Source organism: Pseudomonas sp. NyZ201, assembly GCF_049860765.1.
Taxonomy (GTDB): domain Bacteria; phylum Pseudomonadota; class Gammaproteobacteria; order Pseudomonadales; family Pseudomonadaceae; genus Aquipseudomonas; species Aquipseudomonas bharatica.
Genome location: NZ_CP187557.1, coordinates 1,776,597 through 1,802,001, shown reverse-complemented (window position 1 = coordinate 1,802,001; position 25,405 = coordinate 1,776,597). Strand labels below are relative to the sequence as shown.

At 66.6% G+C, this 25,405-nt stretch carries 6 protein-coding genes, 3 tRNA genes and 1 pseudogene; all 10 read right to left on the bottom strand.

The window, feature by feature from the left end; genetic code table 11:
• Positions 1-5: 5 nt before the first annotated feature.
• Positions 6-18,698: pseudogene (locus tag ACPFMA_RS08300) on the bottom strand (non-ribosomal peptide synthase/polyketide synthase); the annotation flags it as partial.
• Positions 18,699-18,793: 95 nt separating this feature from the next.
• The gene (locus ACPFMA_RS08295; protein ID WP_064304852.1) at positions 18,794-19,561 is read right to left on the bottom strand and encodes a thioesterase II family protein; all 768 of its coding nucleotides are present in this window, start codon (positions 19,559-19,561) and stop codon (positions 18,794-18,796) included.
• 317 nt (positions 19,562-19,878) lie between these two features.
• Positions 19,879-19,955: transfer RNA gene (locus ACPFMA_RS08290), tRNA-Asp, on the bottom strand.
• Positions 19,956-20,053: 98 nt separating this feature from the next.
• A tRNA-Asp gene (locus ACPFMA_RS08285) sits at positions 20,054-20,130 on the bottom strand.
• 79 nt (positions 20,131-20,209) lie between these two features.
• A tRNA-Val gene (locus ACPFMA_RS08280) sits at positions 20,210-20,285 on the bottom strand.
• A gap of 216 nt (positions 20,286-20,501) precedes the next feature.
• Complete coding sequence (locus ACPFMA_RS08275) at positions 20,502-21,275, bottom strand: SDR family oxidoreductase (RefSeq protein WP_009403104.1); 774 nt, start codon at positions 21,273-21,275, stop codon at positions 20,502-20,504.
• On the bottom strand, positions 21,272-22,483 hold the full coding sequence (locus tag ACPFMA_RS08270; protein ID WP_009403103.1) for an O-succinylhomoserine sulfhydrylase: 1,212 nt from the start codon (positions 22,481-22,483) through the stop codon (positions 21,272-21,274). Before ACPFMA_RS08270 ends, ACPFMA_RS08275 begins: the two co-directional genes overlap by 4 nt.
• 15 nt (positions 22,484-22,498) lie before the next feature.
• Positions 22,499-24,004, bottom strand: a complete 1,506-nt coding sequence (gene purF / locus ACPFMA_RS08265; protein WP_009403102.1) for an amidophosphoribosyltransferase — start codon at positions 24,002-24,004, stop codon at positions 22,499-22,501.
• Positions 24,005-24,045: 41 nt separating this feature from the next.
• Positions 24,046-24,600, bottom strand: coding sequence for a CvpA family protein (locus tag ACPFMA_RS08260; RefSeq protein ID WP_009403101.1), 555 nt, complete (start codon positions 24,598-24,600; stop codon positions 24,046-24,048).
• A 100-nt stretch (positions 24,601-24,700) separates the two neighbouring features.
• On the bottom strand, positions 24,701-25,402 hold the full coding sequence (locus tag ACPFMA_RS08255; RefSeq protein WP_425929949.1) for an SPOR domain-containing protein: 702 nt from the start codon (positions 25,400-25,402) through the stop codon (positions 24,701-24,703).
• Positions 25,403-25,405: the final 3 nt, after the last annotated feature.

Genomic DNA, 25,405 nt, shown 5'->3' with positions numbered 1-25,405 from the left:
TCGCTCTCGTCGAGCAGCGACAGTTCGCCGAGCAGCGCCTGGCTGTCGGCAGCCAGGGTCAGCAGCAGGTGCTCGAAGTGCCGCAGCAGTTGTTCGATGGCGGCCCGGTCGAAGTGCGCCAGGTCATAGCCTACCGCCAGCGACAGGCGCTCGCCCGCCTCCACCGCCAGGGTCAGCGGATAGTGGGTCTGCTCCTGGTTGACCACCTTGGCGAAGCTTGGCGAACGCGGCGAAGCCTGTTGCAGGGCCTCGGCGATCGGGTAGTTCTCGAACACCATGATCGAGTCGAACAGCGCCTCGCCGCCCCAGCCGGCCCAGCGCTGCACCTCGTAGAGCGGGGTGTGCTCGTGCTCGCGCAGTACCAGGTTGAGCGCCTGGACTTCCTGCACCCAGTCCTCGACGCGCTGCTCGGCACGCGGGCAGCCGACCACCGGCAGGGTGTTGATGAACAGGCCGAGCTGTTCCTCGACACCCGGCAGGTCCGCCGGACGCCCCGCCACCGTGGCACCGAAGGTGACCGTGGCCTGCCCGGTATAGCGTTGCAGCAGGAGCATCCAGGTCGCCTGCAACAGGGTGTTGAGGGTGACGCGCTGGTCCCGGGCGAACTCGCCCAGTTGTGCGCTCACCTCGACGGCGAAGTCGTGGCGCAGCTCGCCATGACCCTGCCCCGCTGCGCGGAAGCACGGTGCCAGGCGGGTCGGTGCTTCCAGCTCGGCCAGTTGGCCGCGCCAGAAGTGCTCGGCCAGCGCCACGTCCTGGCGTTGCAGCCAGTGGATATAGTCCTGGTAGCGACCGCTGGCCGCCGGCACCGCCTCGCCGTGATAACGCTGGAGCACCTCGCCGAACATCCGCGAGCTGCTCCAGCCATCCAGCAGGATGTGGTGGCAGGTGAAGACCAGTTGATGCACGCCCTCGTCGGTATGCAGCAGGCTCAGGCGCAACAGGGCGTCGTGTTGCAGATCGAAACCGCGCTGGCGATCGGCTTCGGCGAACTCGACCAGTGCGGCATCGACGTCCTTGCGCCCGCGCCAGTCCTGCAGTTCGAACGGCACCACCAGTTGCTTGCGGATCAACTGCAACGGCTGACCGAAACTGCTGACGAAGCTGGCCCGCAGCACCTCGTGGTTATCCACCACGGCCTGCCAGGCGGCGATGAAACGCTCGACCTCGATACCGCGCACTTCGGCGCGCATCTGGTTGACGTAGCTGGCCTTGTCTTGCTCGTACAGGCTGTGGAACAGCATGCCCTGCTGCATCGGCGACAACGGGTAGATATCGGCGATCTGCGCCGCCGGCAGCGGCAGGCTGTCAAGCTGGCGCTGGTCGAGGCCGGCCAGGGGGAAGTCCGACGGCGTCGCCCCACCGGCATTGGCCGACAGGCAATGCTCGATCAGCAGGCGCAGTTCGCTGGCGTAGGCGTCGGCCAGCCCTTGCACCGTGCTGCGTTCGAACAGTTCGCCGCTGAAGCTCCAGAGCATTTCCAACTGGCCGTCGAGTACCTGCCCGTTGATCGCCAGCAGGCTCTCCAGCGGTGCTTCGTCGCCCTGGCCCTGGCCACTGCCTTCGCCGGATGGCGCCAGCAGCGCGTCGTCGGCGGCGAAACTGCCGTCCAGCTGGCCAAGGTAGTTGAACACGATCTCGCCCTGGGGCAGCGCCGCCAGGGTGCGTTGCGCCCGCTCGTCGCCGAGCCAGCGCAGCACACCGTAGCCCAGGCCTTTGTGCGGCACTGCGCGCAACTGCTCCTTGATGGTCTTCAACGACGTAGCAAGGTCGTCGGCGGCACTGAGCCTGACCGGGTACAGGCTGGTGAACCAGCCGACGGTGCGGTGGGTGTCGATGCCCTCGAACAGCTCTTCACGCCCGTGGCCTTCCAGGCGTACCAGGGTGTCGCTGCGCCCGGTCCAGCGGCCGATCACCCGGGCCAGGGCGGTCAGCAGCAGATCGTTGATCTGCGTGCGATAAGCCGCCGGAGCCTGCTGCAACAGTTGCCGGGTAAGGCCGGCATCGAGGCGGCTGCTGACGGTGACTTCATGCTGGTGCTGGCGGCCGCCGTCGGCGTGGTCCAGCGGCAGTTCGTCGCTGGCGCCCTGCAACTGCGCCTGCCACCAGCCCAGTTCGGCGGCCAGTTGCGGCGTGGCGGCCCAGGCTTGCAACTGCTCGGCCCAGACCTTCACCGAATGGGTCTTGTCCGCCAGTGCGGTGCCGTTATAGGCCGTCTGCAGGTCTTCCAGCAGGATGCGCCAGGACACGCCATCCACCGCCAGGTGATGGATCACCAGCAGCAGGCGTTGTTCGCCCTCCGGCAGGTTCACCAACAGGCCGCGCAGCAGCGGGCCCTCGACCAGGTCCAGGCTGCGCTGCGCTTCATCGCACAGGGCACGCAGCCCCTCGCGAGACTCCACATCGCGTACCCACAACAGTTCACCGCTGACCGCATCGCGGAATCTGGCGCGCGCGTCGACGAAACTCAGGCGCAGCGCATCGTGATGTGCCACCAGGCGTTGCAGCGCAGCTTCCAGGCGTCCTGCCTCCAGTGCGACGGTCGGGGTGAACAGCACCGACTGGTTCCAGTGATGACGCTCGGGCACCGGGCTGGCGAAGAAACGCTGCTGGATCGGCAGCAACGGCGTCGGCCCGCTCAGGGCCCCCTGCTCGATGCGCACCGCCGGCGCGCGGCTGGCCACCTGGGCGATGCCCTGGATGGTCTGGCGCTGGAACAGGTCCTTGGCGGTGAACAGGATCCCCGCCTGCCGCGCACGGCTGACCACCTGGATGGAGATGATCGAGTCGCCGCCCAGTTCGAAGAAGTTGTCGGTCACGCCGACCTGCTCCAGCTTCAGCACGTCGCGCCAGATGGCCGCCAGTTCCGCCTCGAGCGGAGTGCTCGGGGCCACGCCGGACGAGGCGTTCTGGCTCAGGTCGGGCTTCGGCAGGGCCCGGCGGTCAAGCTTGCCGTTGGCGTTCACCGGCATGCGCTCCAGCCAGAGGAAGTGGCTCGGCACCATGAATTCCGGCAGGTGCACCTTGAGGTGGGCCTTGAGGATTTCCTTGAGCTCGTCAGTGTTCTGCTGCGGATCGCGGGCAACCAGGTAGGCCGCCAGTTGCTTGCCGTTGGCGCCGTCGATATCGATGACGCTGGCCTCGCGCACCGCCGGGTGCTCCTGCAGCCGTGCATCGATCTCGCCCAGTTCGATGCGCAGGCCGCGGATCTTCACCTGGTGGTCGATACGCCCGGCGTATTCGACGATGCCTTCGCCGCGATAGCGGGCAAGGTCACCGGTGCGGTACAGGCGGCCGCCGTCGGTGGAGAATGGATCGGGCACGAAGCGCTCGGCGGTCAGCGCCGGACGCTTGTGGTAGCCGCGGGCCAGGCCGACGCCGCCCAGGTACAGCTCGGCAGCGCAACCCGGCGCGGCCGGCAGCAGGCCGTCCTCGAGGATATGGGTCTTGATGTTGTCGATCGGATGGCCGATCGGTACGTTCAGGTCATCGAGGCTGCAGGTCCAGTGGGTGACCTCGATCGCCGCCTCGGTCGGCCCGTACAGGTTGTGCAGGTCGGCATGGGGCAGGCGCTTGAGTACCTGGGCCGCCAGTTCCACCGGCAGCGCCTCGCCGCTGCACATCACCCGGCGCAGGCTGGTGCAGGTCTCGACGTCTTCATGGGTCATGAAGGCCTGGAGCATGGACGGCACGAAATGCACGGTGGTGACGCCGTACTGGCGGATGGTTGCCAGCAGCCGGTCCGGGTCACGGTGGTCGCCCGGCAGGGCTACCGCCAGGCGCGCGCCGCACAGCAGCGGCCAATAAAACTCCCAGCCCGAGACGTCGAAGCTGAACGGGGTCTTCTGCAGCACGGTGTCGCTGGCCTCCAGCCCATAGGCCTTCTGCCCCCAGTGCAGGCGGTTGATCACCGCACGATGGCTGTTGCCGGCGCCTTTCGGCTTGCCGGTGGAGCCCGAGGTGTAGATCACATAGGCGAGGTTGTCGGCCAGGCTCACCGGCACCGGGTTGGCGTCGCTGTAGTGCTCCAGCGACAGGCGATCGAGGCTCAGGGACCGGACATGGCCCGGGATCGGCAGGCGCTCCACCAGGGCTTCCTGGGTCAGCAGCAGTTCGACGCCGCTGTCCTCGATCATGTAGGCCAGGCGGTCGCTCGGGTAATCCGGGTCGAGCGGCACATAGGCGCCGCCGGACTTCATGATTGCCAGCAGGCCGATGACCATTTCCAGGCTGCGTTCCACGGCGAGGCCGATCAGCGCATCCGGACGCGTCCCCCGTTCGCGCAGCTTGTGCGCCAGCTGGTTGGCCCGGCGGTTGAGCTGGGCGTAGCTCAGTTGCTGGCCGGCGAAGACCAGCGCCGGGGCGTCCGGGGTCTTCGCCACCTGGGCTTCGAACAGGTGGTGGATGCCGGTATCGCCGGGGAACGGCGCGGCGGTGGCGTTCCACTGCTGGACGATACGGCGCTGGGCGGTCGCGTCGAGCAGGGCCAGCTCACCGATGCGCTGCTGCACATCGGCGCTGATCGAGCGCAGCAATTGCTGCCAGTGCCCGGCCATGCGCGCGATGGTGTCGGCTTCGAACAAGGCGGTGGCGTAGGTCAGCGAGGCGCTCAGGCCGTCGCTGTGCTCCACGGTATGCAGCATCAGGTCGAACTGCGCGGTGTGCTTATCGGACGGCACCGCTTCCAGTTGCAGGCCGGCCAGTTGCGGCAACAGGTGTGCGGCTTCGCTCTGGTGGTTGTACATCACCTGGAACAGCGGGCTGCGGCTCAGGTCACGCTCCGGTTGCAGGGCTTCCACCAGTTGCTCGAACGGCAAGTCCTGATGGGCCTGGGCTTCCAGGGCATGGCGCTTGACCTGTTGCAGCAGCTCGACGACGCGGGTCTGCGAATCCAGCTCGGCCTTGAGCACCTGGGTGTTGACGAAGAAGCCGATCAGCGGCTCGGTTTCGGCGCGGTTGCGGTTGGCGATCGGCACGCCGACGCGTACGTCGCCTTGGCCCGAGTAGCGGTGCAGCAGGGTCTGGAACGAGGCCAGCAACAGCATGAACAGGGTCACGCCCTGCCCTTGCGCCAGCGTTTTCAGTGCGGCCGCCAGTTGCGGGTCGAGGCTGAAGCTGAACTGCGCGCCGGCAGTGCTCTGTACCGGCGGCCGCGGATGGTCGGTCGGCAGTTCCAGCACCGGTTGTTCGCCGCCCAGTTGTGCGGTCCAGTAGACCAGTTGCCGGGCTTTCTCGCCCGCCTCCAGCCATTCACGTTGCCACAGCGCGTAGTCGGCATACTGGATCGCCAGCGGCGCCAGGCGCACTGCCTCGCCCTGGCTGTAGCCGGCGTACAGGCGCATCAGTTCATCGACCATGATCGGCATCGACCAACCGTCGGTGACGATATGGTGCTGGACCAGCACCAGCACATGTTCATCAGCGCCCAGGTGCAGCAGGCGCACGCGCAGCAACGGCCCCTGTTCCAGATCGAACGGGCGCAGGGTCTCGGCCTCGATGAACAGGCGCACCTGTTCATCACGGGGCAGCCCGGACGCCGGCAACTGTTCCGCTTCCAGCACGAACGGCGCCGGGGCGTGAATCACCTGCACGGCCTGGGCACCGTCCTGGCGGAAGGTGGTGCGCAGGGTTTCGTGGCGGGCGACCAGGCTTTCGAAGCTCAGCTCCAGCGCAGCGATATCCAGCGCGCCGCGCAGGCGCAGGGCGGCCGGCATGTTGTAGGCGGCGCTCTGCGGCTCCAGTTGCCAGAGGAACCACTGGCGTTGCTGGGCATAGGACAGCGCCAGCGGCTGGCTGCGGTCGGCCAGGGTGATCGCCTGCTGCTGGCTGCTTTCGGCGGCGGCGACCTGGCGGGCGAAACCGCGCAGGTCCCGGGCCTCGAACAAACTGCGCAATGCCAGCTCGATCTTCAGGCTTTGACGGACACGGGAGATCACCTGGGTCGCCAGCAACGAGTGCCCGCCCAGCTCGAAGAAGCTGTCGTCGAGACCGACCCGGTCGATCTTCAGCACTTCGGCCCAGATCGCAGCCAGTTGCCGTTCCAGCTCGGTTTCAGGCGCGACATAGGCCGTCTGCGACAGGCTGGTATCCGGCTGCGGCAGGGCCTTGCGGTCGAGCTTGCCGTTCGGCGTCAGCGGCATGGCCGGCAACTGCACGATGTGGGTCGGAACCATGTAGTCCGGCAGGCTGGTTTTCAGCGAAGCCTTGAGCTGATCGACATCCAGCGCGCTGCGGGTGACCACATAGGCGGCGAGCTGCTTGCCCCGTGGGCCATCGATATCGAGCACCACGGTTTCGCGGATCGCCGGATGCTCCAGCAGGCGCGCTTCGATCTCGCCCAGTTCGATGCGGTAGCCGCGGATCTTTACCTGGTGGTCGGCACGGCCGACGTATTCCAGCACGCCATCGGCACGGCGCCGGGCCAGGTCGCCGGTACGGTACAGGCGCTCGCCCGGGGCGCCGAACGGGTTGGGAACGAAGACAGGAACGGTTCGGCGGGTGTCGCCGACATAGCCGCGGCCGACGCCGGTACCGGCGACGCACAGCTCGCCTACGGCGCCGATAGGGACCAGTTCCAGCGCATCGTCCAGCAGGTAGATCAGGTTGTTGTCGGTCGGGGTACCGATGGGCAGGTAGGTGCTTTCGGTGGACGCCAGATCGACGCGGAAGAAGGCCACGTCATCCGAGCATTCGGCCGGACCATAGGCATTCACCAGTCCGATCTGTGGATAACGCAGCAGCCACTGGCGCGCCAGTTCCGGCGGCATCGCCTCGCCGGTCGGCAGCAGCCAGCGCAGGCCGTCCAGGCTGACCCGTTCTTCGGCCAGCAGGCCCTGGATCAGCGACGGCACGCTTTCCAGCACGCTGATGCCTTGCTGCTGAACGTGCGCCAGCAGTGCTTGTGGATCACGGGCGATATCGTTCGGCACGATATCCACCCGGGCGCCGAACAGCGGTGCGGCGAGGAACTGCCAGACGGAAATATCGAAGCTCTGCGAAGCGGTCTGGGCGATCACGTCCTTGTCGCTCAGGTCGAGGTACGGGACCTTGCTCAGCTGGTTGTTGAGCATGCCGCGCTGCTCGACCATCACGCCCTTCGGCAGGCCGGTGGAGCCGGAAGTGAAGATCACGTAGGCCAGGTTGTCCGGGCTGCTGTAGCGACCGGGATTGGTGGTTTCGGTACTTTGCTGGACCTGTTCCCAGACCAGCAGTTGCACCGCTTCATTGCCGAGCAGCAGCTCACGGGCCTGGGCTTCGCAGGCGGCGCTGCACACCAGCACCGGCGCCCTGCTCTGCCCGATCACGCCGCTCAGGCGCTGGTTCGGCAGCGCCGGGTCCAACGGCAGGTAACCTGCGCCGGCCTTGAAGCTGCCAATAATCATGCCCAGCAGATCCGGGCCGCGTTCGGCCAGCAGGGCGATCGGCTGGTCGAAGCCGGCGCCCGCCGTGATCAGGGCATGGCCCAGGCGGTTGGCGGCGTCGTTGAGTGCTTGGTAACTGATCCGGTCGGCCAGATAGCTGACCGCAATCCGCTCGGGATGGGTCGCAACCCGCTCCTCGAACTGCGCCACATAGCTGCGCTCCAGCGGATATTCGCGGGCGCTCTGGTTGACGCCGCGGGTCAGGAACTCGCGCTCATCGTCACCCAGCAGCGGCAGCGCCGCCATATCGCCGTGGAAGCCTTCCACCAGCGCCAGCAGCAGGCGCTTGAACTCCGCCAGCATGCCTTCGACGGTGCTCTGGTCGAAGTAGCGCTGGTCGTAGGACAGGTGCAGGCCAAGGTCATCGCCCGGGTAGCACACGGCAGTCAAGGGATAGTTGGTGTGGGTGCGACCGGAGTCCGAGGTGGCGTTCAGGCTTTGTGCACGGTCCAGCACCGAGACTTCCACCGGGGCGTTCTCGAACACGAACAGGCTGTCGAACAGCGGCAGGCCCTTGGGCAGCTCGCTGAGCTCCTGGATATTCACCAGCGGCAGGTATTCGTACTCGCGCAATTGCATGTTGCTATCGAGCAGGCCGTTCAGCCACTGGCGCACGCTCTGCCGCTCGCCATCGCCAGGCAAACCGACACGCAGGGCGATGGTGTTGATGAACAGGCCGACGGTGCGCTGCATCTGCGGCATATCCACCGGGCGCCCGGCCACGGTGACACCGAACAGCACGTCGCGCTCGCCGCTCAGGCGGCGCAGGGTCAGGGCCCAGGCGGCCTGGGCGAAGGTATTGACGGTGAGCTGGTGCTGCTGCGCCAGCTCGCGCAGGCGGGCGCCTTCGCTTTCGTCGAGGCGGGTGTAGACATCGCCGACGACCATGCCGCCGCTTTCGCCGGCATGTTCGCGCAGGTACGGACGGTCGCTGGGGATCGGCGTCGGCCGCTCGAAACCGCGCAGGTTGGCCCGCCACCAGTCACGGGCCTGCTCCAGGCCGCGCTGTTGCAGCCAGCCGATATAGTCGCGGTAGCGCGGGGCCGGCGGCAGTTGCGCCTCGCGGCCTTCGCCAAGGGCCATGTACAGGTCGAAGAAGTCGTTCATCAGCAGCGAACGGCACCAGGCATCGATAAGGATGTGGTGGTTGCTCATCATGAACCAGTAGCTGGCCTCGCCGACGCGGACCAGGCGCAGGTGGAACGGCGCCTGGTGCAGCAGATCGAAGCCGGCCTCGCGCTCGCGCTTGTGCAGGGCTTGCAGTTGCGCTTCCTGCTGTTCGGCAGGAATGCCGCGCCAGTCGAGGTAGTCCACCGGGGTATCGCCCGGCTTGTGGATAACCTGGAGCATGCCTTCGCCGATATCCCAGCAGAACGACGCGCGCAGCGCTTCATGGCGGGCCACCACGGCCTGCCAGGCGCGGGTGAAGCGCTCGGGGTCGAGGGCGCTGTCGATGCGGTAGCGGTCCTGCATGTAGTACAGGCCGGTGCCGGGTTCCAGCAGGGTATGCAGGAGCATGCCCTCCTGCATCGGGGTCAGCGGGTAGACATCCTCGATCCGCGCCGCCGGCACCGGCAGCGCGTCCAGCTCGGCCTGGGTCAGGCGGGCCAGGGGGAAGTCGGACGGGGTCAGGCCGCCGCTGCCTTCGTCCAGGCAGTGCTCGACCAGCGCCTGCAACTGGGCCAGGTAAGCCTTGGCGATGGCTTCGATGGTCGCCTGCTGGTGACGCTCGGTGCTGAAGGTCCAGCGCAGGACCAGTTCGCCGCCATAGACCTGGGCATCGATGCTCAGCTCGTTGGGCAGCGGCGCCTGCGGGTCATGGGCGGTGCCGGCGGACTCTTCCAGCGGGCGGAACAGCGCATCGCTGGCGAAACTCTGGTCGAACTGGCCGAGGTAGTTGAAGGTCACCGGTGCCACCGGCAGTGCCTGCATCGCGGCACGGCTGTCGGCGTCGCCGAGGTAGCGCAGCACGCCGTAGCCAAGGCCCTTGTGCGGTACTTCGCGCAGTTGTTCCTTGATCGCCTTGATCGAGCCGGACAGCTCGGCCGCCGGAGTCAGGCGCAGCGGATAGGCGCTGGTGAACCAGCCGACGCTGCGGGTCAGGTCGATTCCGTCGAACAGGCTTTCGCGGCCATGGCCTTCCAGCTGGACCAGCGCCGAGGGTTGCTCGGTCCACTGGCAGAGCACACGGGCCAGGGCGGTCAGCAGCAGGTCGTTGACCTGGGTGCGGTAGGCGCTCGGTGCCTGTTGCAGCAACTGGCGGGTGCGCTGGGCATCCAGGCGTACGCTGACGCTGGCGGCATGGCGGTTTTCCTGGCCACCGGCCTTGTCGGTGCCCGGCAGCGGCATGGCCTCGCTGCCCAGGTGGGCCTGCCACCAGTCACGTTCCTCGCGCAGCGAATCGCTGGCGGCATGGGCGGCCAGGCGCTCGGCCCAGTCGCGCAGGGCGCTGGTCTTGGCCGGCAGCGGCTGTTGGCGATAAGCGTTTTGCAGGTCTTCCAGCAGCACGCGCCAGGACACGCCATCCACCACCAGGTGATGGATCGCCAGCAGCAGGCGCTGTTCGCCTTGTGGGCCACTGACCAGCAGAGCACGCAGCAACGGGCCCTGCTGCAGGTCGAGGCTGCGCTGGGCTTCGTCGTAGAGCACGGTGCATTGGGCCATGTCGCTGACCTGGGCGACCCGCAGCAGGCTGTCCTCGCCGTCGCGGAAGGCCGCCTGCCAGGCGCCATCCTGCTCGCGGAAGCCGAGGCGCAGGGCGTCGTGCTGCTGTTGCAGGACCTTCAATGCCTGTTCCAGTTGCACGGCATCGAGCACCTGGGTCGGCTCCAGCAGGACGGCCTGGTTCCAGTGCTGGCGGTTGGCGATCGGGGTTTCGAAGAACCAGTGCTGGATCGGCGTGAGCGCCGAAGCACCGGTCAGTTGCCCTTGCTCGGCGCTGACCACTTCGCGGGTGGTGGCGACGGCGGCCAGGGCCTGCACGGTCTGGTGCTGGAACAGGTCGCGCGGGGTGAAATGGATACCAGCGGCACGGCCACGGCTGACCACCTGGATCGACAGGATCGAATCGCCACCCAGCTCGAAGAAGTTGTCGTTGAGGCCGACCCGGGCGACGTTCAGCACCTCGCCCCAGATCCGCGCCAGGCGCTGTTCCAGCTCGCTGGTAGGCGCCATGTAGTGCTGGCGGTTCAGCTCCGGATCCGGCATCGGCAAGGCGCGGCGGTCGAGCTTGCCGTTGGCGGTCAGCGGCATGGCGTCGAGCAGGACCAGGTGGGTCGGGACCATGTAGTCCGGCAGTTGCGCCTTGAGCGCAGCCTTCAGTTCGTCACGCAGGCGGGCCTGCTGTGCTTCATCCTGATTGGCCACATCGCTGACCAGGTAACCGGCCAGTTGCTTGCCCGCCGGCGTATCCAGCGCCAGCACCACAGCTTCGCGGATGGCGGCATGCTCCAGCAGGCGGCTTTCGATCTCGCCCAGTTCGATACGGAAGCCACGGATCTTCACCTGGTGGTCGACCCGGCCGATGTATTCCACCAGACCGTCGGCACGCTGACGCACCAGGTCGCCGGTACGGTACAGACGGCCGCCGTCAGTGGCGAACGGATCGGCGACGAAGCGCTCGGCGGTGAGGCCGGCACGCTCGTGATAACCCACCGCCAGCCCCGCGCCGCCGACATACAGCTCACCCGTGGCGCCCTGCGGTACCAGGGCCAGGTCGGTATCGAGGATATAGGCGACCCGCGCCCCGACCACGCTGCCGATCGGCACGCTGGCCTGGCCCTCCTCCAGCTCGGCCGGCGCCAGGCAGGCCAGGGGCATGACCACGGTTTCGGTGGGGCCGTAGGCATTGAAGAACAGCTCCGGGGCAAAGGCCGCGCGAATGCGTTGCAGGTGTTCGCCGGTCAGGGCTTCGCCGCCGGTGATGCACATGCGTACCGGCAAACGCTGTTGCCGGGTCGCCAGCCACTGGGCCAACTGGCTGCCATAGCTGGGGGTAAAGCCGAGGATGTTCACACCCTGCTCGCGAATCAACGCACAGATTTCCTCGGCATCCCATTGGCCCTGGGCACGCAGCACCACCCGTGCACCGCTCAGCAGCGGTACCAGCAGACGCTCGGTGGCGGCGTCGAAGTTGATCGAGTAGAAATGCAGCTCGCAGTCGCTCGGGCGCATGTCGAAGCGCTTGATCACCGCCTGGCAGTGCATGGCGATTTCACCATGGCTGACCACCACGCCCTTCGGCAGGCCGGTGGAGCCGGAGGTGTAGATCAGGTAGGCCTGGTGCTGCGGCAGGCTGATGAACGGCGGTTCGCTGTCCGGGTAAGCGGCCAGTTTCGCCAGGTCGTCCTCCAGGCTCCAACGCGCCACGCCTTCCGGCAGTTCGCCGAGGGCTTCGAGCAACCTGGTGTCGCTGAGCAGCAGGCGCACGCCGCTGTCGCGGATCATGTAGTGCAGGCGTTCCAGCGGGTATTCCGGGTCCAGCGGCACATAGGCGCCGCCGGCCTTGAGGATCGCCAGCAGGCCGATGACAATTTCCAGCGAACGCTCCAGCGCGAGGCCAACCCGCACCTGCGGGCCGACGCCTTGCTCGCGGAGCATCCAGGCCAGGCGGTTGGCCCGGGCATCCAGCTCGGCGTAGCTGAGGGTCTGGCCGCGGAAGGTCAGCGCACCCGCATCCGGAGCGGTCTTGACCCGCTCGCTGAACAGGCTGTGGATGCACTGGTCGAGACGCTGCTCGCCAGGCTCCACGCCGAGGCTGTCGAGCAGCTGCTGGCGCTCGTCGTCAGCCAGCAACGGCAGCTCGGCCAGGCGCTGTTGCGGATCGGCCAGCAGCGCTTCCAGCAGATTGCGCCAGTGCGCGGCCATACGGGCAATGCGCGGCTCGTCGAACAGGTCGGTGCTGTAGGTCAGGCAGCAGCCCAGGCGGTGGTCGAGCTCGGTGACTTCGAGGTTGAGGTCGAACTTGGTGGCACGGGCGTCGTTGACCAGGTACTCGACGGTCATCCCGGCCAACTCGCGGCTTTGCTGGAACTCCCAGCGCTGCACGTTGCACATCACCTGGAACAGCGGGTTCCAGGCCGCGCTGCGCGGCGGCTGCAGGGTTTCCACCAGGTGATCGAACGGCAGGTCCTGGTGGGACTGGCCGTCGATCACGGTCTGGCGCACCTGTTCGATCAGCTCACCGACGCGCATCTGCCCGTCGAGCTGCACGCGCAGCACCTGGGTGTTGAGGAAGGCGCCGATCAGCCCTTCGCTTTCCGGACGGATGCGGTTGGCCACCGGGGCACCGATGCGCAGGTCGGTCTGGCCGCTGTAGCGGTAGAGCAGCATGGCCAGGGCGGCGGTCATGGTCATGAACAGGGTCAGGCCATTCTTCGCGTTGAAGGCGCGCACGCGGCCGGCCAGGTCATCGCTGAGATCGAAGCGGAACAGTTCGCCCTGGTGGCTTTGCACGGCCGGCCGCGGACGGTCGCCGGGCAGTTCCAGCAGCGGGTGTTCCTTGCCCAGTTGGGCCGTCCAGTAGTCCAGCTGGCGCTGGCGCTCGCCGGATTCCAGCCACTGGCGCTGCCACACGCTGTAGTCGAGGTACTGCACCGCCAGCGGTTCCAGCGGCGACGGCTTGCCGTCGAGGAAGGCCTCGTAGAGCAGGCCCAGCTCGCGGGCGAAGATATCCATCGCCCAGCCTTCGGTGACGATATGGTGCAGGGTCAGCACGAAGTAGTGCTCCTGCTCGCCGGCCTTGACCAGGCAGGCACGCAGCAGCGGGCCGGTTTCCAGGTCGAAGGGCTTGTGCGCTTCGCTGTCGGCGAAGGCTTGCAGGCGTACCTGGCGCTCGGCGGCGGGCAGCGCGGAAATATCCAGCCACTGCATGGCCACGCCGGTCTCTTCGGAAACCTTCTGGCAGGCCACGCCATTGACGCTGGGGAAGGTGGTGCGCAGGGTTTCGTGGCGCAGGATCAGCGCCTGCAGGGCCGCTTCGAAGCAGCCGATATCGAAGGCGCCACTGAGTCGTGCCATGCCGCCGACGTTATAGGCGGGGCTGTCCGGCTCCATCTGCCAGAGGAACCACATGCGCTGCTGCGAGTAGGACAGCGGCACCGGCTGGCTGCGATCGACCCTGGCGATGGCCTGCTGGCTGTTGCGTGCGCCAGCGGCCTGCAGCGCAGCGATCTGCTCGGCGAAGGCGCCCAGCTCGCGGTGGTCGAACAGCACCCGCAGCGGCAGTTCGACGTCGCAGGCCTGGCGCACGCGGGAAATGATCTGGGTCGCCAGCAGCGAGTGCCCGCCCAGTTCGAAGAAGTCATCGGCCAGGCCGACTTGCGGTACTCCCAGCACTTCGCGCCAGATGGCGGCGATGCGGTGCTCCAGTTCGGTCTGCGGCTCGATATGTTCGCGGGACTGCCAGTGCGGCTCGGGCAGTGCGCGGCGGTCCAGCTTGCCGCTCGGGCCCAGGGGCATCGCGTCCATGCGCACCAGTTGTGCCGGAACCATGTACTCCGGCAGCTCCAGGGCCAGTTCGGCCTTCAGGCGGGCGCTCTGCGCGGCCTCGTCCTCCCCGGTTTTCTCGGCGGTGAAATAGCCGACCAGTTGCGGACCGGCAAGGGTCTGGCGCACCACCACGGCCGCCTGGCCGACACCGTCCAGCGCCAGCAGGCGGGCCTCGATTTCCTGCGGCTCGACGCGGAAGCCACGCAGCTTGACCTGATGATCGAGACGGCCGAAGTACTCCAGCGCACCATCGGCGGCCCAACGCACGCGGTCGCCGGTGCGGTACAGGCGCGCGCCCGGCTCGCCGGCGGCATCCGGCACGAAGCGTTCGGCTGTCAGCGCGGCGCGGCCCAGATAACCGCGAGCCAGACCCAGGCCTCCGATGCACAGCTCACCCGCCACGCCATCGGGCTGGGCATTCAGTTCGCTGTCGAGCACCCGGCAGATGACGTTGCCCAGCGGCCGGCCAATCGGTGAGCGAGCGCCATCGCTGGCCTGGCAATGCCAGTGGGTGACGTTGATCGCGGTTTCGGTCGGGCCGTAGCGGTTATGCAGTTGCACATCGGGCAGTTGCGCCAGCACGCGGTTGCGCAGCTCGGCCGGCAGCGCCTCGCCCCCGGAAAATACCCGGCGCAGGCTGGTGCAATTGGCCGTCAGCGGCTCGTCGATAAACAGCTGGAGCAGCGGCGGAACGAAGTGCAGCGTGGTCACGCCGTAGTGCTGGACGAGCTGGGCGATACGGTGCGGATCGCGGTGCTCGCCGGGTCCGGCAAGCACCAGCCGGCAGCCGGTGATCAGCGGCCAGAAGCATTCCCATACCGACACGTCGAAGCTGATCGGCGCCTTCTGCATCAGCACGTCGCTGTCGTTCAACTGGTAGCTGGCCTGCATCCATTGCAGGCGCTCGGCCAGGGCCGCGTGGGTGTTGCCGACGCCTTTCGGCAGGCCGGTGGAGCCGGAGGTGTAGATCACATAGGCGAGGTTATCGCCGTGCAGGTGCAGGCCCGGCGCATGGCTCGGCCAGTTGTCCAGCTTGAGGGTGTCGAGGGCGATGGCGCTGACGCCTTCGGCACTTGGCAGATCGCCAAGCAGATGACTTTGGGTCAGCAGCAGCGAAACGCCGCTGTCGCTCAGCATCCAGGCCAGGCGCTCGCTCGGGTAGTCCGGATCCAGCGGCACGTAGGCACCGCCGGCCTTGATGATGGCGAGCAGGCCGATCAGCAGTTGCGGCGAGCGCTCGACGGCGATCGCCACCTTCACGTCCGGTCCGACGCCCTTGTCGCGCAGGTAGTTGGCCAGGCGGTTGGCCTGGGCATGCAGGCCGGCGAAATCCAGGCTGCCGCCCTCCCACACCAGCGCGGTGCGCTCGGGGCTGCGCTGGGCCTGTTCATTGAGCAGCTCCGGCAACCAGCGGCTGGCCGGGGTGCACGGGGCGACGCTCCAGCTGGCCTGGCGGGCCTGTTCGGCTTCGTCGAGCAGGTACAGGTCACCGAGGGCAATATCGGTGGAGGCGCAAACCTGGGCCAGCAGGCGCACATAGTGCCCGGCCAGGCGCTGGATGGTGGCGCGCTCGAACAGCTCGTCGGCGTAGTCGAAGGACAGGTTGATGCGCCCGCTGCGGTCTTCCTCGCTGTGCAGTTGCAGGTCGAACTTGGCCTCGCGGCTGTGCCACGGCAGTTCGTCGGCGAGCAGGCCGGGCAGGCGACGCAGGGCGCCGAGGTCGCGTTGCTGGTGGTTGAACATGACCTGGAACAGGCCCTGCTCGCGGGCCTGCGGGAAGGCTTCGACCAGTTGATCGAACGGCAGGTCCTGGTTGGCCTGGGCCTCCAGTGCCGCCTGGCGGGTGCGCTTGAGCAGCTCGGCGAAGGGCAGGCGCGCATCCAGTTCGGCGCGCAGCACCAGGGTATTGATGAAGAAGCCGATCAGGCCCTGGGTTTCCCGGCGCGGACGGTTGGCGCCGGGCACGCCGATACGGATATCGGTCTGGCCGCTGTAGCGGTGCAACAGGGTCTGAAAAGCGCTCAGCAACAGCATGAACGGTGTGGACTGGCTGCCCTGGGCCGCAGCTTTCAGGGCTTTGCTCTGCTCGGCGCTCAGGCGCAGGCTGTAGCGCGAGGCACTGTGCTGCTGGCGGGTGGAGCGTGGGTGATCGGTGGCGAGGCTCAGGCTCGGGTGGTCGTCGCCCAACTGCTCTTTCCAGTAGGCCAGCTGGCGCTCGGCCTCGCCCCGGGCCAGCCATTCGAGCTGCCACTGGCCGTAGTCGGCGTAGCGCACCGGCAGTGGCGCCAGGGTCAGCGGCTGCTCCTGCACCGCGGCGGCGTAAAGCCGCGAGAACTCGTCGATGAGCACGTTCAGCGACCAGCCGTCGGCAATGATGTGGTGCAGGGTCACCAGCAACTGGTGTTCCTGTTCGTCCAGGCAGAGCAATTGCACCCGCAGCAGCGGGCCGTTTTCCAGGTCGAACGGCAGGCGAGCCTGTTCCTCGCGGATGGCCTGGGCACGACTGCGACGCTCGTCTTCGTCGAGATCGCCGAGGTCGATGCGCTGGAGGTCGAACTGGCCGGCAGGGTCGATGCGTTGCAGGGACACGCCGTCCACTTCGTAGAAGCGCGTGCGCAGGGATTCGTGGCGTTCGACAAGGCGCTGGAAGGCACTGCGCAGAGCGGTTTCGTCCAGCTCGCCGCGCAGGATGAGGCCGGCCGGGATGTTGTAGGCGCTGCTCTGGGGATCCAGTTGCCAGGTGAACCACAGGCGGTTCTGGGCGAGAGACTGAGGCAGGCCTTCGTCACCGGCAAGACGGACGATGCCGTCCTGGGCTTGCGCACCCGACCGGGCGCCTTCGATGGCGGCGACGAAGCCTTGCAGGGTCGGCGCTTCGAACAGCAGGCGCAGGTTCAGCTCGATGTCCAGGGCGTCACGCAGGCTGGCGACCACCTGGGTGGCGAGGATGGAGTTGCCGCCGAGCAGGAAGAAATGGTCGTCGGCAGCGATGTCGTCCACTTGCAGGTGTTCGCGCCAGGTGCGCGCGACCAGCTCACCGAGGTTGGACCGGGCCAGGGCGGTGTCGCTGGCCTTGGCACCGATTTGCGGGAACACCGCGTAGCTGTCGAGGCTGCCGTCGGCCAGGCGGGTGCGGCAGGCCGAGCGTTGCAGCTTGCCGCTGGACGTCTTCGGCAGTGCGCCCGGGTTGAGCAGCACGACGACGGCCGGGGCCTGTTGATAAGCGTCGGCGACGGTTTCGCGCAGGGTACGGATCAGGTCTTCGGCGGGCACGTTCTTCTGCACGCTGCGGCCGATTTCCGCAGCGATGCCGATACCTTCGATACCGTCCTGGTTGACGGCGAAGGCAGCGACCCGGCCCTTGCGCACCACCTCGACCTCGCGCTCGATGGTCTGCTCGATGTCCTGTGGATAAATATTCTGGCCGCGGACGATCAGCATGTCCTTGAGACGCCCCGTGATATACAGCTCGCCGTCGCGCAGGAAGCCGAGATCGCCGGTACGCAGCCAGGTCTGGCCGTCGTGCTGGACGAAGGTTTTCGCCGTGGCTTGCGGGTTGCGCCAATAGCCATGGGCGATGCTCGGGCCGCTGGCCCAGACTTCACCGACCTGGTTCTCGCCAAGCCTGTCCAGGCTTTGCGGATCGGCGATCAGCACGGCGTGTTCCGGCTGGCTGGTACCGCAGCTCATCACCGGGCTGCCCTGCCCCGCCCTGGCGATATTGCGCGCCAGCTCCTGCTCGTCGAGGCGCAGGTGCGGGATGCCCTGGCCGCGCTTGCCACCGGCGACGAACAGGGTCGCTTCGGCCAGGCCATAGGACGCGAAGAAGCTGCTGGCGTCGAAGCCGCAGGCGGCGAACTTCTCGGCGAAGGCCTCCAGGCTATCAAGGCGGATCGGCTCGGAGCCGGAATAGGCGACGCGCCAGCCGCTGAGGTCGAGCCGGGCCAGGGCCGTCTCGCTGACCCGGGCGGCGCACAACTGGTAGGCGAAGTCCGGGCCGCCGCTGATGGTGCCTTTGTACTCGCTGATCGCCTCGAGCCAGCGCAGCGGGCGGGTCAGGAAATAGGCCGGGGACATCAGCACGCAGGGCACGCCGCTGAAGATCGGCTGCAGCAGGCCGCCGATCAGGCCCATGTCGTGGTACAGCGGCAGCCAGCTGACGATCACGTCGTCCGGGTTGATATCGATGCCGAAACCGTGACGGATGAGCTGTTCGTTGGCGACCAGGTTGCCGTGGCTGACCTGCACGCCCTTGGGCAACGCGGTGGAGCCGGAGGTGTATTGCAGGAAGGCGATATGGTCGCCGGTCAGTTCCGGTGCGACCCAGGTGTCGGTGTGTTCCAGGGTATCGACGCAGAGCAGCGCCGGGGCGCCTTCGGCAGCCAGCGCTTCGACTTCCAGCAGGCTGTCGCGCAGCGCGGCGGCGGTCAGCACCAGGGCCGGCTCGGCGTCGGCGATGATCGACAGCAGGCGCTCCTGATGGTGGCGGCGGTTGGACTCCGGTGGATAGGCCGGAACGGCGATGATGCCGGCATACAGGCAGCCGTAGAAGGCGGCGACGTAGTCCGGGCCGCTGGGGAACAGCAGGATGGCGCGGTCGCCCGCTTGCGCCTGGCCTTGCAGGGCGGCGGCGATGGTGCGGGCACGCTGGTCGAGGTCACGGTAGGTCAGCACGCTGCCCTGGTCCTGTTCGTCGGACAGAAAGCGCAGGGCCAGTCGGTCCGGCGTCTGTGCGGCACGACGTTGGAGGGACTGGGCCAGGGTGACGGGGAGTTCGAACGCGTCCATGGAGTGTTCCTGCTTGAATTCGGGCTTGGCAAAAAAGGGGGCGGGTGACGAAAAGAAAACGCGCCGGCCGAGCCGACGCGTGCTGTCGCGTTGGCTCAGCCGGCGGCTTGGGCGGGCTGGCGCCCGGCACGATTGCGCCAGCGGGACAGGTGCTCTTCGGCGTAGCGGCGGATCTGCCGGAGCAATTGGGCCTGTTCGTCGATCAGGTAGAAGTGATGGCCTTCGAACATATCGAGGGAAAAGCCGGTGCAGGTGTCCTCCTGCCAGTCCAGCAGTTCCTCGACCTTGACCGTGTCGCGCTTGCCGCCGAATACATGGATCGGCAGGTCCAGCGGCTCGCGCTGGCCATGGTTGAAGCTGCCGCAGAGCAGGAAGTCGGCACGCAGGATCGGCAGGATCAGTTCCAGCAGTTCCTGGTTGGCCAATACGCCTTCGCTGGTGCCGCCGAGTTCGCGCAAACGGTCGATCAGTTCGGCGTCGGTCTTTTCGCGGGCGTACTCGCTGACATCGCGACGGGACGGGCCGGCGGTGGCCGAAGCGAACAGGCACAAGGGTTGCGGCAGGCCGCGCTCGCGCAGCACATGGGCCAGCTCGAAGGCCAGCAGGCCGCCAAGGCTATGGCCGAACAATGCGTAGGGGCGGTCCAGCTCGACGGCAATTTCGTCGGCCAGCAGCCTGGCCAGGGCGGCCATATCGGTGTGCAGCGGTTCGTCCATGCGCATGCCGCGGCCGGGCAGCTCCAGCGGGCGAATGCTCAGCCAGGCAGGCAGCTTGTGCTTCCATGGGCTATAGCAGGTGGCGCTGGCGCCGGAATAAGGCAGGCAGAACAGGGTCAGGCCGGATGCGTCGCGTTCGATGCCCATTTTTCGTTTTCCTGTAGGTGCACGCCCCGGCCATGACAGCGGCCGGGCTTGTCTCCCAGAAGAACGGATGGCATGTGGAAATAATTAGTCGCATCTGCCGAACGAGATGCCGGAAACGACGTGGATCCTGTGGGAGCGGGTTTACCCGCGATGGCGATGGTGGATTCACTATGGTAATCGCGGGTGAACCCGCTCCCACAGGGATCGCGGTGTATTTGAGAGCGCGGTTTAGAACAGAACGCCAGAAACGAAGAAAGCGACCCTGAGGTCGCTTTCTTCGTTTTGCTTCGAGGAGTTCAAGGGCCTCGAGGCGGATATGGCGCAGCGGACGGGACTCGAACCCGCGACCCCCGGCGTGACAGGCCGGTATTCTAACCGACTGAACTACCGCTGCGTATCGCACAGGCTTTCGCCTGCTTGAAACTGGGATCTGGCCTGAAGGCTTCGGTACCTTCGGACCTCAAACCGGTCATGAACCGATCTGGAGAAAAATGGCGCAGCGGACGGGACTCGAACCCGCGACCCCCGGCGTGACAGGCCGGTATTCTAACCGACTGAACTACCGCTGCGCGATGTGGACTTGCGTCCTGTTCCTCTCTGGTAGACCGTTTCTTTCGAAGCGATCCGGGTCAGGAACTTCCCAGGAAGTGGTGGGTGATGACGGGATCGAACCGCCGACCCTCTGCTTGTAAGGCAGATGCTCTCCCGGCTGAGCTAATCACCCAAACTCATCAAACTTAACTTTCTGCTTTATCACCGCTTTCGCTGTGTTTCTGCTTTGTTACGTTTGCTTCGCTGAGGCCGCGAAATTTACGCAGGTAACGAACCTAAGTCAATAGCCCCATTGAAGTTTTTTTCAAAAAGGACAAAAAAGCTCATTCCCTCCTCCACCGCCCCAACCTCAGGCGCTAGCACAAACCTGCGATTCCTCAAGCGGCTGTCACTGGTAAATCATCTTCCGCGTCATGCCACCGTCGACGATGAACTCCTGCCCGGTCACGAACCCGGCATTCTTCGACAGCAGCCAGGCCACTGCCGCCGCCACGTCCTCCACCGTCCCCACCCTGCCCGCCGGATGCTGGGCATGGTCGGCGTCGCTGAGGGGCTCGGCACGCCGTGCGGAAGGATCACGGGCATCGATCCAGCCGGGGCTGACGGCGTTGACGCGGATCTCCGGGCCCAGGCTCATGGCCAGGGCATGGGTCAGCGCCAGCAGGCCACCCTTGCTCGCCGCATAGGCCTCGGTATCCGGCTCGGACTGGCGGGCACGGGTCGAGGTCAGGTTGACGATGGCCCCGCAGTGCGCACGCAGGTAAGGCGCGCAATGCTTGGCCAACAGCATCGGCCCGCTCAGGTTGACCGCCATGACGCGGTTCCAGTGGGCGAGGCTGAGGCTTTCGAGGGTGGTGTTGTGCGGATCGGCGATCGCCGCGTTGCACACCAGTGCATCGAGGCGGCCGAACTGGCCGAGGACTTCAGCCACGGCGAGGGTCACCTGGACTTCGTCGGACACATCCATGCCGACGAACCAGGCGTTGTCGCCCAGCACCTTGGCGACCTTGGCCCCGCGCACGCGGTCAAGGTCGGTGAGAACTACCTGCCAGCCCTCGGCGATCAGCCAGGCAGCGATGCCCAGGCCGATGCCGCGGGCGGCGCCGGTGACCAGCGCCACGCGACCGTTATGGCTACGCTCGGCAACCGACCAGTCGATCACAGCGCCGCCAGGCCACGGGCAAGGTCGGCCTTGAGGTCGGCCACGTCTTCCAGGCCCACCGCGACACGGATCAGGCTGTCGCGGATACCGGCCGCTTCACGTTCCTGCGGCGACAGACGGCCGTGGGAGGTGGTGCCCGGGTGGGTGATGGTGGTCTTGGCGTCACCCAGGTTGGCGGTGATCGAGATCAGCCGGGTGGCGTCGATGAAGCGCCAGGCGCCCTCCTTGCCGCCCTTGACCTCGAAGCTCACCACCGCACCGAAGCCCTTCATCTGGCGCTTGGCCAGTTCGTGCTGCGGATGGCTTGGCAGGCCGGCGTAGTGCACTTTCTCGATACCGTCCTGCTGCTCCAGCCATTCGGCCAGTGCCTGGGCATTGGCGCAGTGGGCGCGCATGCGCAGGTTCAGGGTTTCGAGGCCCTTGAGGAAGATCCAGGCGTTGAACGGGCTCAGCGAAGGGCCAGCGGTACGGATGAAACCGACCACTTCCTTCATCTGTTCGCTGCGACCGGCGACCACGCCGCCCATGCAACGGCCCTGGCCGTCGATGAACTTGGTCGCCGAGTGCATGACGATGTCCGCACCCAGTTCCAGCGGCTGCTGCAGCGCCGGGGTGCTGAAGCAGTTATCCACAACCAGCTGGGCGCCCTTGGCGTGGGCGATTTCCGCCAGCGCGGCGATATCGACCAGTTCGGCGAGCGGATTCGATGGCGACTCGACAAAGAGCAGCTTGGTGTTGGCCTTGAACGCCTGTTCCCACGCGCCCAGGTCGGCCAGCGGCACGTAGTCCACCTGGATGCCGAAGCGCTTGAAGTATTTCTCGAACAGGCTGATGGTCGAGCCGAACACGCTCTGCGAAACCAGCACATGGTCGCCGGCGCTGCAGAACGACATCACCGTGGCGAGGATCGCCGCCATGCCAGTGGAGGTGGCGACCGCCTGCTCGGCGCCTTCCAGGGCGGCGATGCGCTCCTCGAAAGCCCGTACGGTAGGGTTGGTGTAACGCGAATAGACGTTGCCTGGAACCTCGCCGGCGAACCGCGCCGCGGCATCGGCCGCGGTACGGAACACGTAGCTGGAGGTGAAGAACAGCGGATCGCTGTGCTCACCTTCCGGCGTGCGATGCTGGCCGGCGCGTACCGCCAGCGTATCGAAAGCGACCCCGTCGAGGTCGCTGTCCAGGCGCCCGGCATCCCATTCCTGTGTCATGCCGTTGCTCCTATATCAGTTGTTGTGAAGGTCGATGATCGCGCTGACCGCCTGGTTCTTGGCTTTCGCGAGGTCGTTGCGGGCCCGCTCGATGCGTTCCAGGTAGGCTGCGTCGACGTCGCCGGTGACGTACTGGCCGTCGAATACCGCGCAGTCGAAGTGCTCGATCTTGATCTTGCCGCCGCCAACCGCTTCGATCAGGTCAGGCAGGTCCTGGTAGACCAGCCAGTCGGCGCCGATCAGGTCGGCGACATCCTGGGTGCTGCGGTTGTGAGCGATCAGCTCGTGGGCGCTCGGCATGTCGATGCCGTAGACGTTGGGGAAGCGCACGGCCGGGGCCGCGGAGCAGAAGTAGACGTTCTTGGCGCCGGCTTCGCGGGCCATCTGGATGATCTGCTTGCAGGTGGTGCCGCGCACGATGGAGTCGTCCACCAGCATCACGTTCTTGCCGCGGAACTCCAGCTCGATGGCGTTGAGCTTCTGGCGTACGGATTTTTTCCGCGCGGCCTGGCCCGGCATGATGAAGGTGCGGCCGATGTAGCGGTTCTTGACGAAACCTTCGCGGAACTTCACGCCCAGGTGGTTGGCCAGCTCCAGGGCCGCGGTGCGGCTGGTGTCCGGGATCGGGATGACCACGTCGATGTCGTGGTCGGGACGCTCGCGCTGGATCTTCTCGGCCAGCTTCTCGCCCATGCGCAGGCGCGCCTTGTACACCGAGACGCCATCGATGATGGAGTCGGGGCGGGCCAGGTAGACGTGTTCGAAGATGCACGGCGAGAGTTTCGGGTTGGTCGCGCACTGACGGGTGTGCAGCTTGCCTTCCTCGGTGATGTACACCGCCTCGCCCGGGGCCAGGTCGCGGATCAGGGTGAAGCCGAGCACGTCCAGCGAGACGCTTTCCGAGGCAATCATGTACTCGACGCCTTCGTCGGTGTGACGCTGGCCGAAGACGATCGGGCGGATACCGTTGGGGTCACGGAAGCCGACGATGCCGTAGCCGGTGATCATGGCCACCACCGCGTAGCCGCCGACGCAGCGGTTGTGCACGTCGGTGACCGCGGCGAACACGTCTTCCTCGGTGGGTTGCAGCTTGCCGCGCACCGCCAGTTCATGGGCGAAGACGTTGAGCAGGACTTCCGAGTCGGAGTTGGTGTTGACGTGGCGCAGGTCGGACTCGTAGATCTCCTTGGCCAGCTGCTCGACGTTGGTCAGGTTGCCGTTGTGCGCCAGGGTGATGCCATACGGCGAGTTGACGTAGAACGGCTGGGCCTCGGCCGAGGTCGAGCTGCCCGCGGTTGGGTAGCGCACGTGGCCGATGCCCATGTGGCCGACCAGGCGCTGCATATGGCGCTGCTGGAAGACGTCACGGACCAGGCCGTTGTCCTTGCGCAGGAATAACCGGCCATCATGGCTGGTCACGATACCGGCAGCGTCCTGGCCGCGGTGCTGGAGGACCGTAAGCGCGTCATACAGCGCCTGATTGACGTTCGACTTACCGACGATACCGACGATGCCACACATGCGACGCAACCCCTACTTAATGAAACTGGACTGAACGGTGCTCACGGAGCTTTTGGCCCCAGGAGCTGTTCCTTGAACGGCAGATCAGCGGGAGCGCTGATTCCGCTGGCTAGCCACTGGCTGGTCAACCCCAGGATGAGGTTCTTCGACCAGTCAGCCACCAATAGAAATTGTGGCAAGAGCCGCGACTCCTGCCACCATGGATCCTGTTGTACCGGCCCCAGGCTCAACAGCCCGACGGCCACCACGACGAGCAATGCCCCACGGGCGGCACCGAAGGCCATGCCGAGGAAGCGATCGGTCCCGGACAGCCCGGTGACCCGAATCAGCTCGCCGAGCAGAAAATTGATCATCGCCCCCACCAGCAGGGTGGCGACGAAAACGATGGCGCAACCACCGATGACCCGGGCGGACGGCGTCTGGATATAGCTCTCGAGGTACTGCGCGGCGGAGCCGCCGAACATCCACGCCACCGCACCGGCGACGATCCAGGTGAGCAGGGACAAAGCTTCCTTGACGAAGCCGCGCTTGAGACTGATCAGCGAAGAAATGGCGATGATCGCGAGAATCGCCCAGTCGACCCAGGTAAATGCCACGGTGTTGCCTGCGAACGGTTGAGGCGGCGCATTTTACCAGAGCGCAGGACTATGGGTAAGCAGTGATTTGCCGTCCGGCGCGGGCGCTGGACGGCAGATTTCAGCCACGTTCGGGCTGGAAACGGACAACGAAGCCCTTGAGCTTCTGCTGGCGGCTGATGACATCGCGCAGGCGCTCGGCTTCGGCACGCTCGATGACCGGGCCGACGAACACCCGGTTCATGCCCTCGGCAGAACGGATATAGGCGTTATAGCCCTGGCTGCGCAGGGTTTTCTGCAGGGTGTCGGCGCTGGCGCGGTTGGACAGGCTGGCCAGTTGCACCGACCAGCTGACCGGCAGGCCATTCGGGTCGACCTTGCTGGCGCTGGCCTGGGTTGGCGCCGGGGTTTGCGCGGCCGGTTTGGCCGCAGTCGGGGCCGCCACGACTGCCGGAGCAGGAACAGGAGCAGGCTTGGCCGCAGGCTGCGGGGTCGGTACCGGTGTGCTCGGCTTCGCTGCTTCCTGCTGGACAGCCGGCTGCTGGACCGGCGCCTGCTGGACCGGGGCGATCGGCGTAGCCGGCGCCGTCTGCGGCTGGTCGGCGAGGCTCTCGTCGGGAATCACCTGGGGCTCGGGCACCTGTACCGGTTCGACCTGCACCTGTGGCAACGCCGGCACGGCGGGAGCCGCGGGGGCCTCGACCTTGACCTGGCGCAGCTCGTCCTGCTTGGTGAACAGCATCGGCAGGAAGATGACTGCCAGGGCCACCAGCACCAGTGCCCCGACCATGCGTTGTTTCATGACCTTGTCCAGCCCCGCCATTGG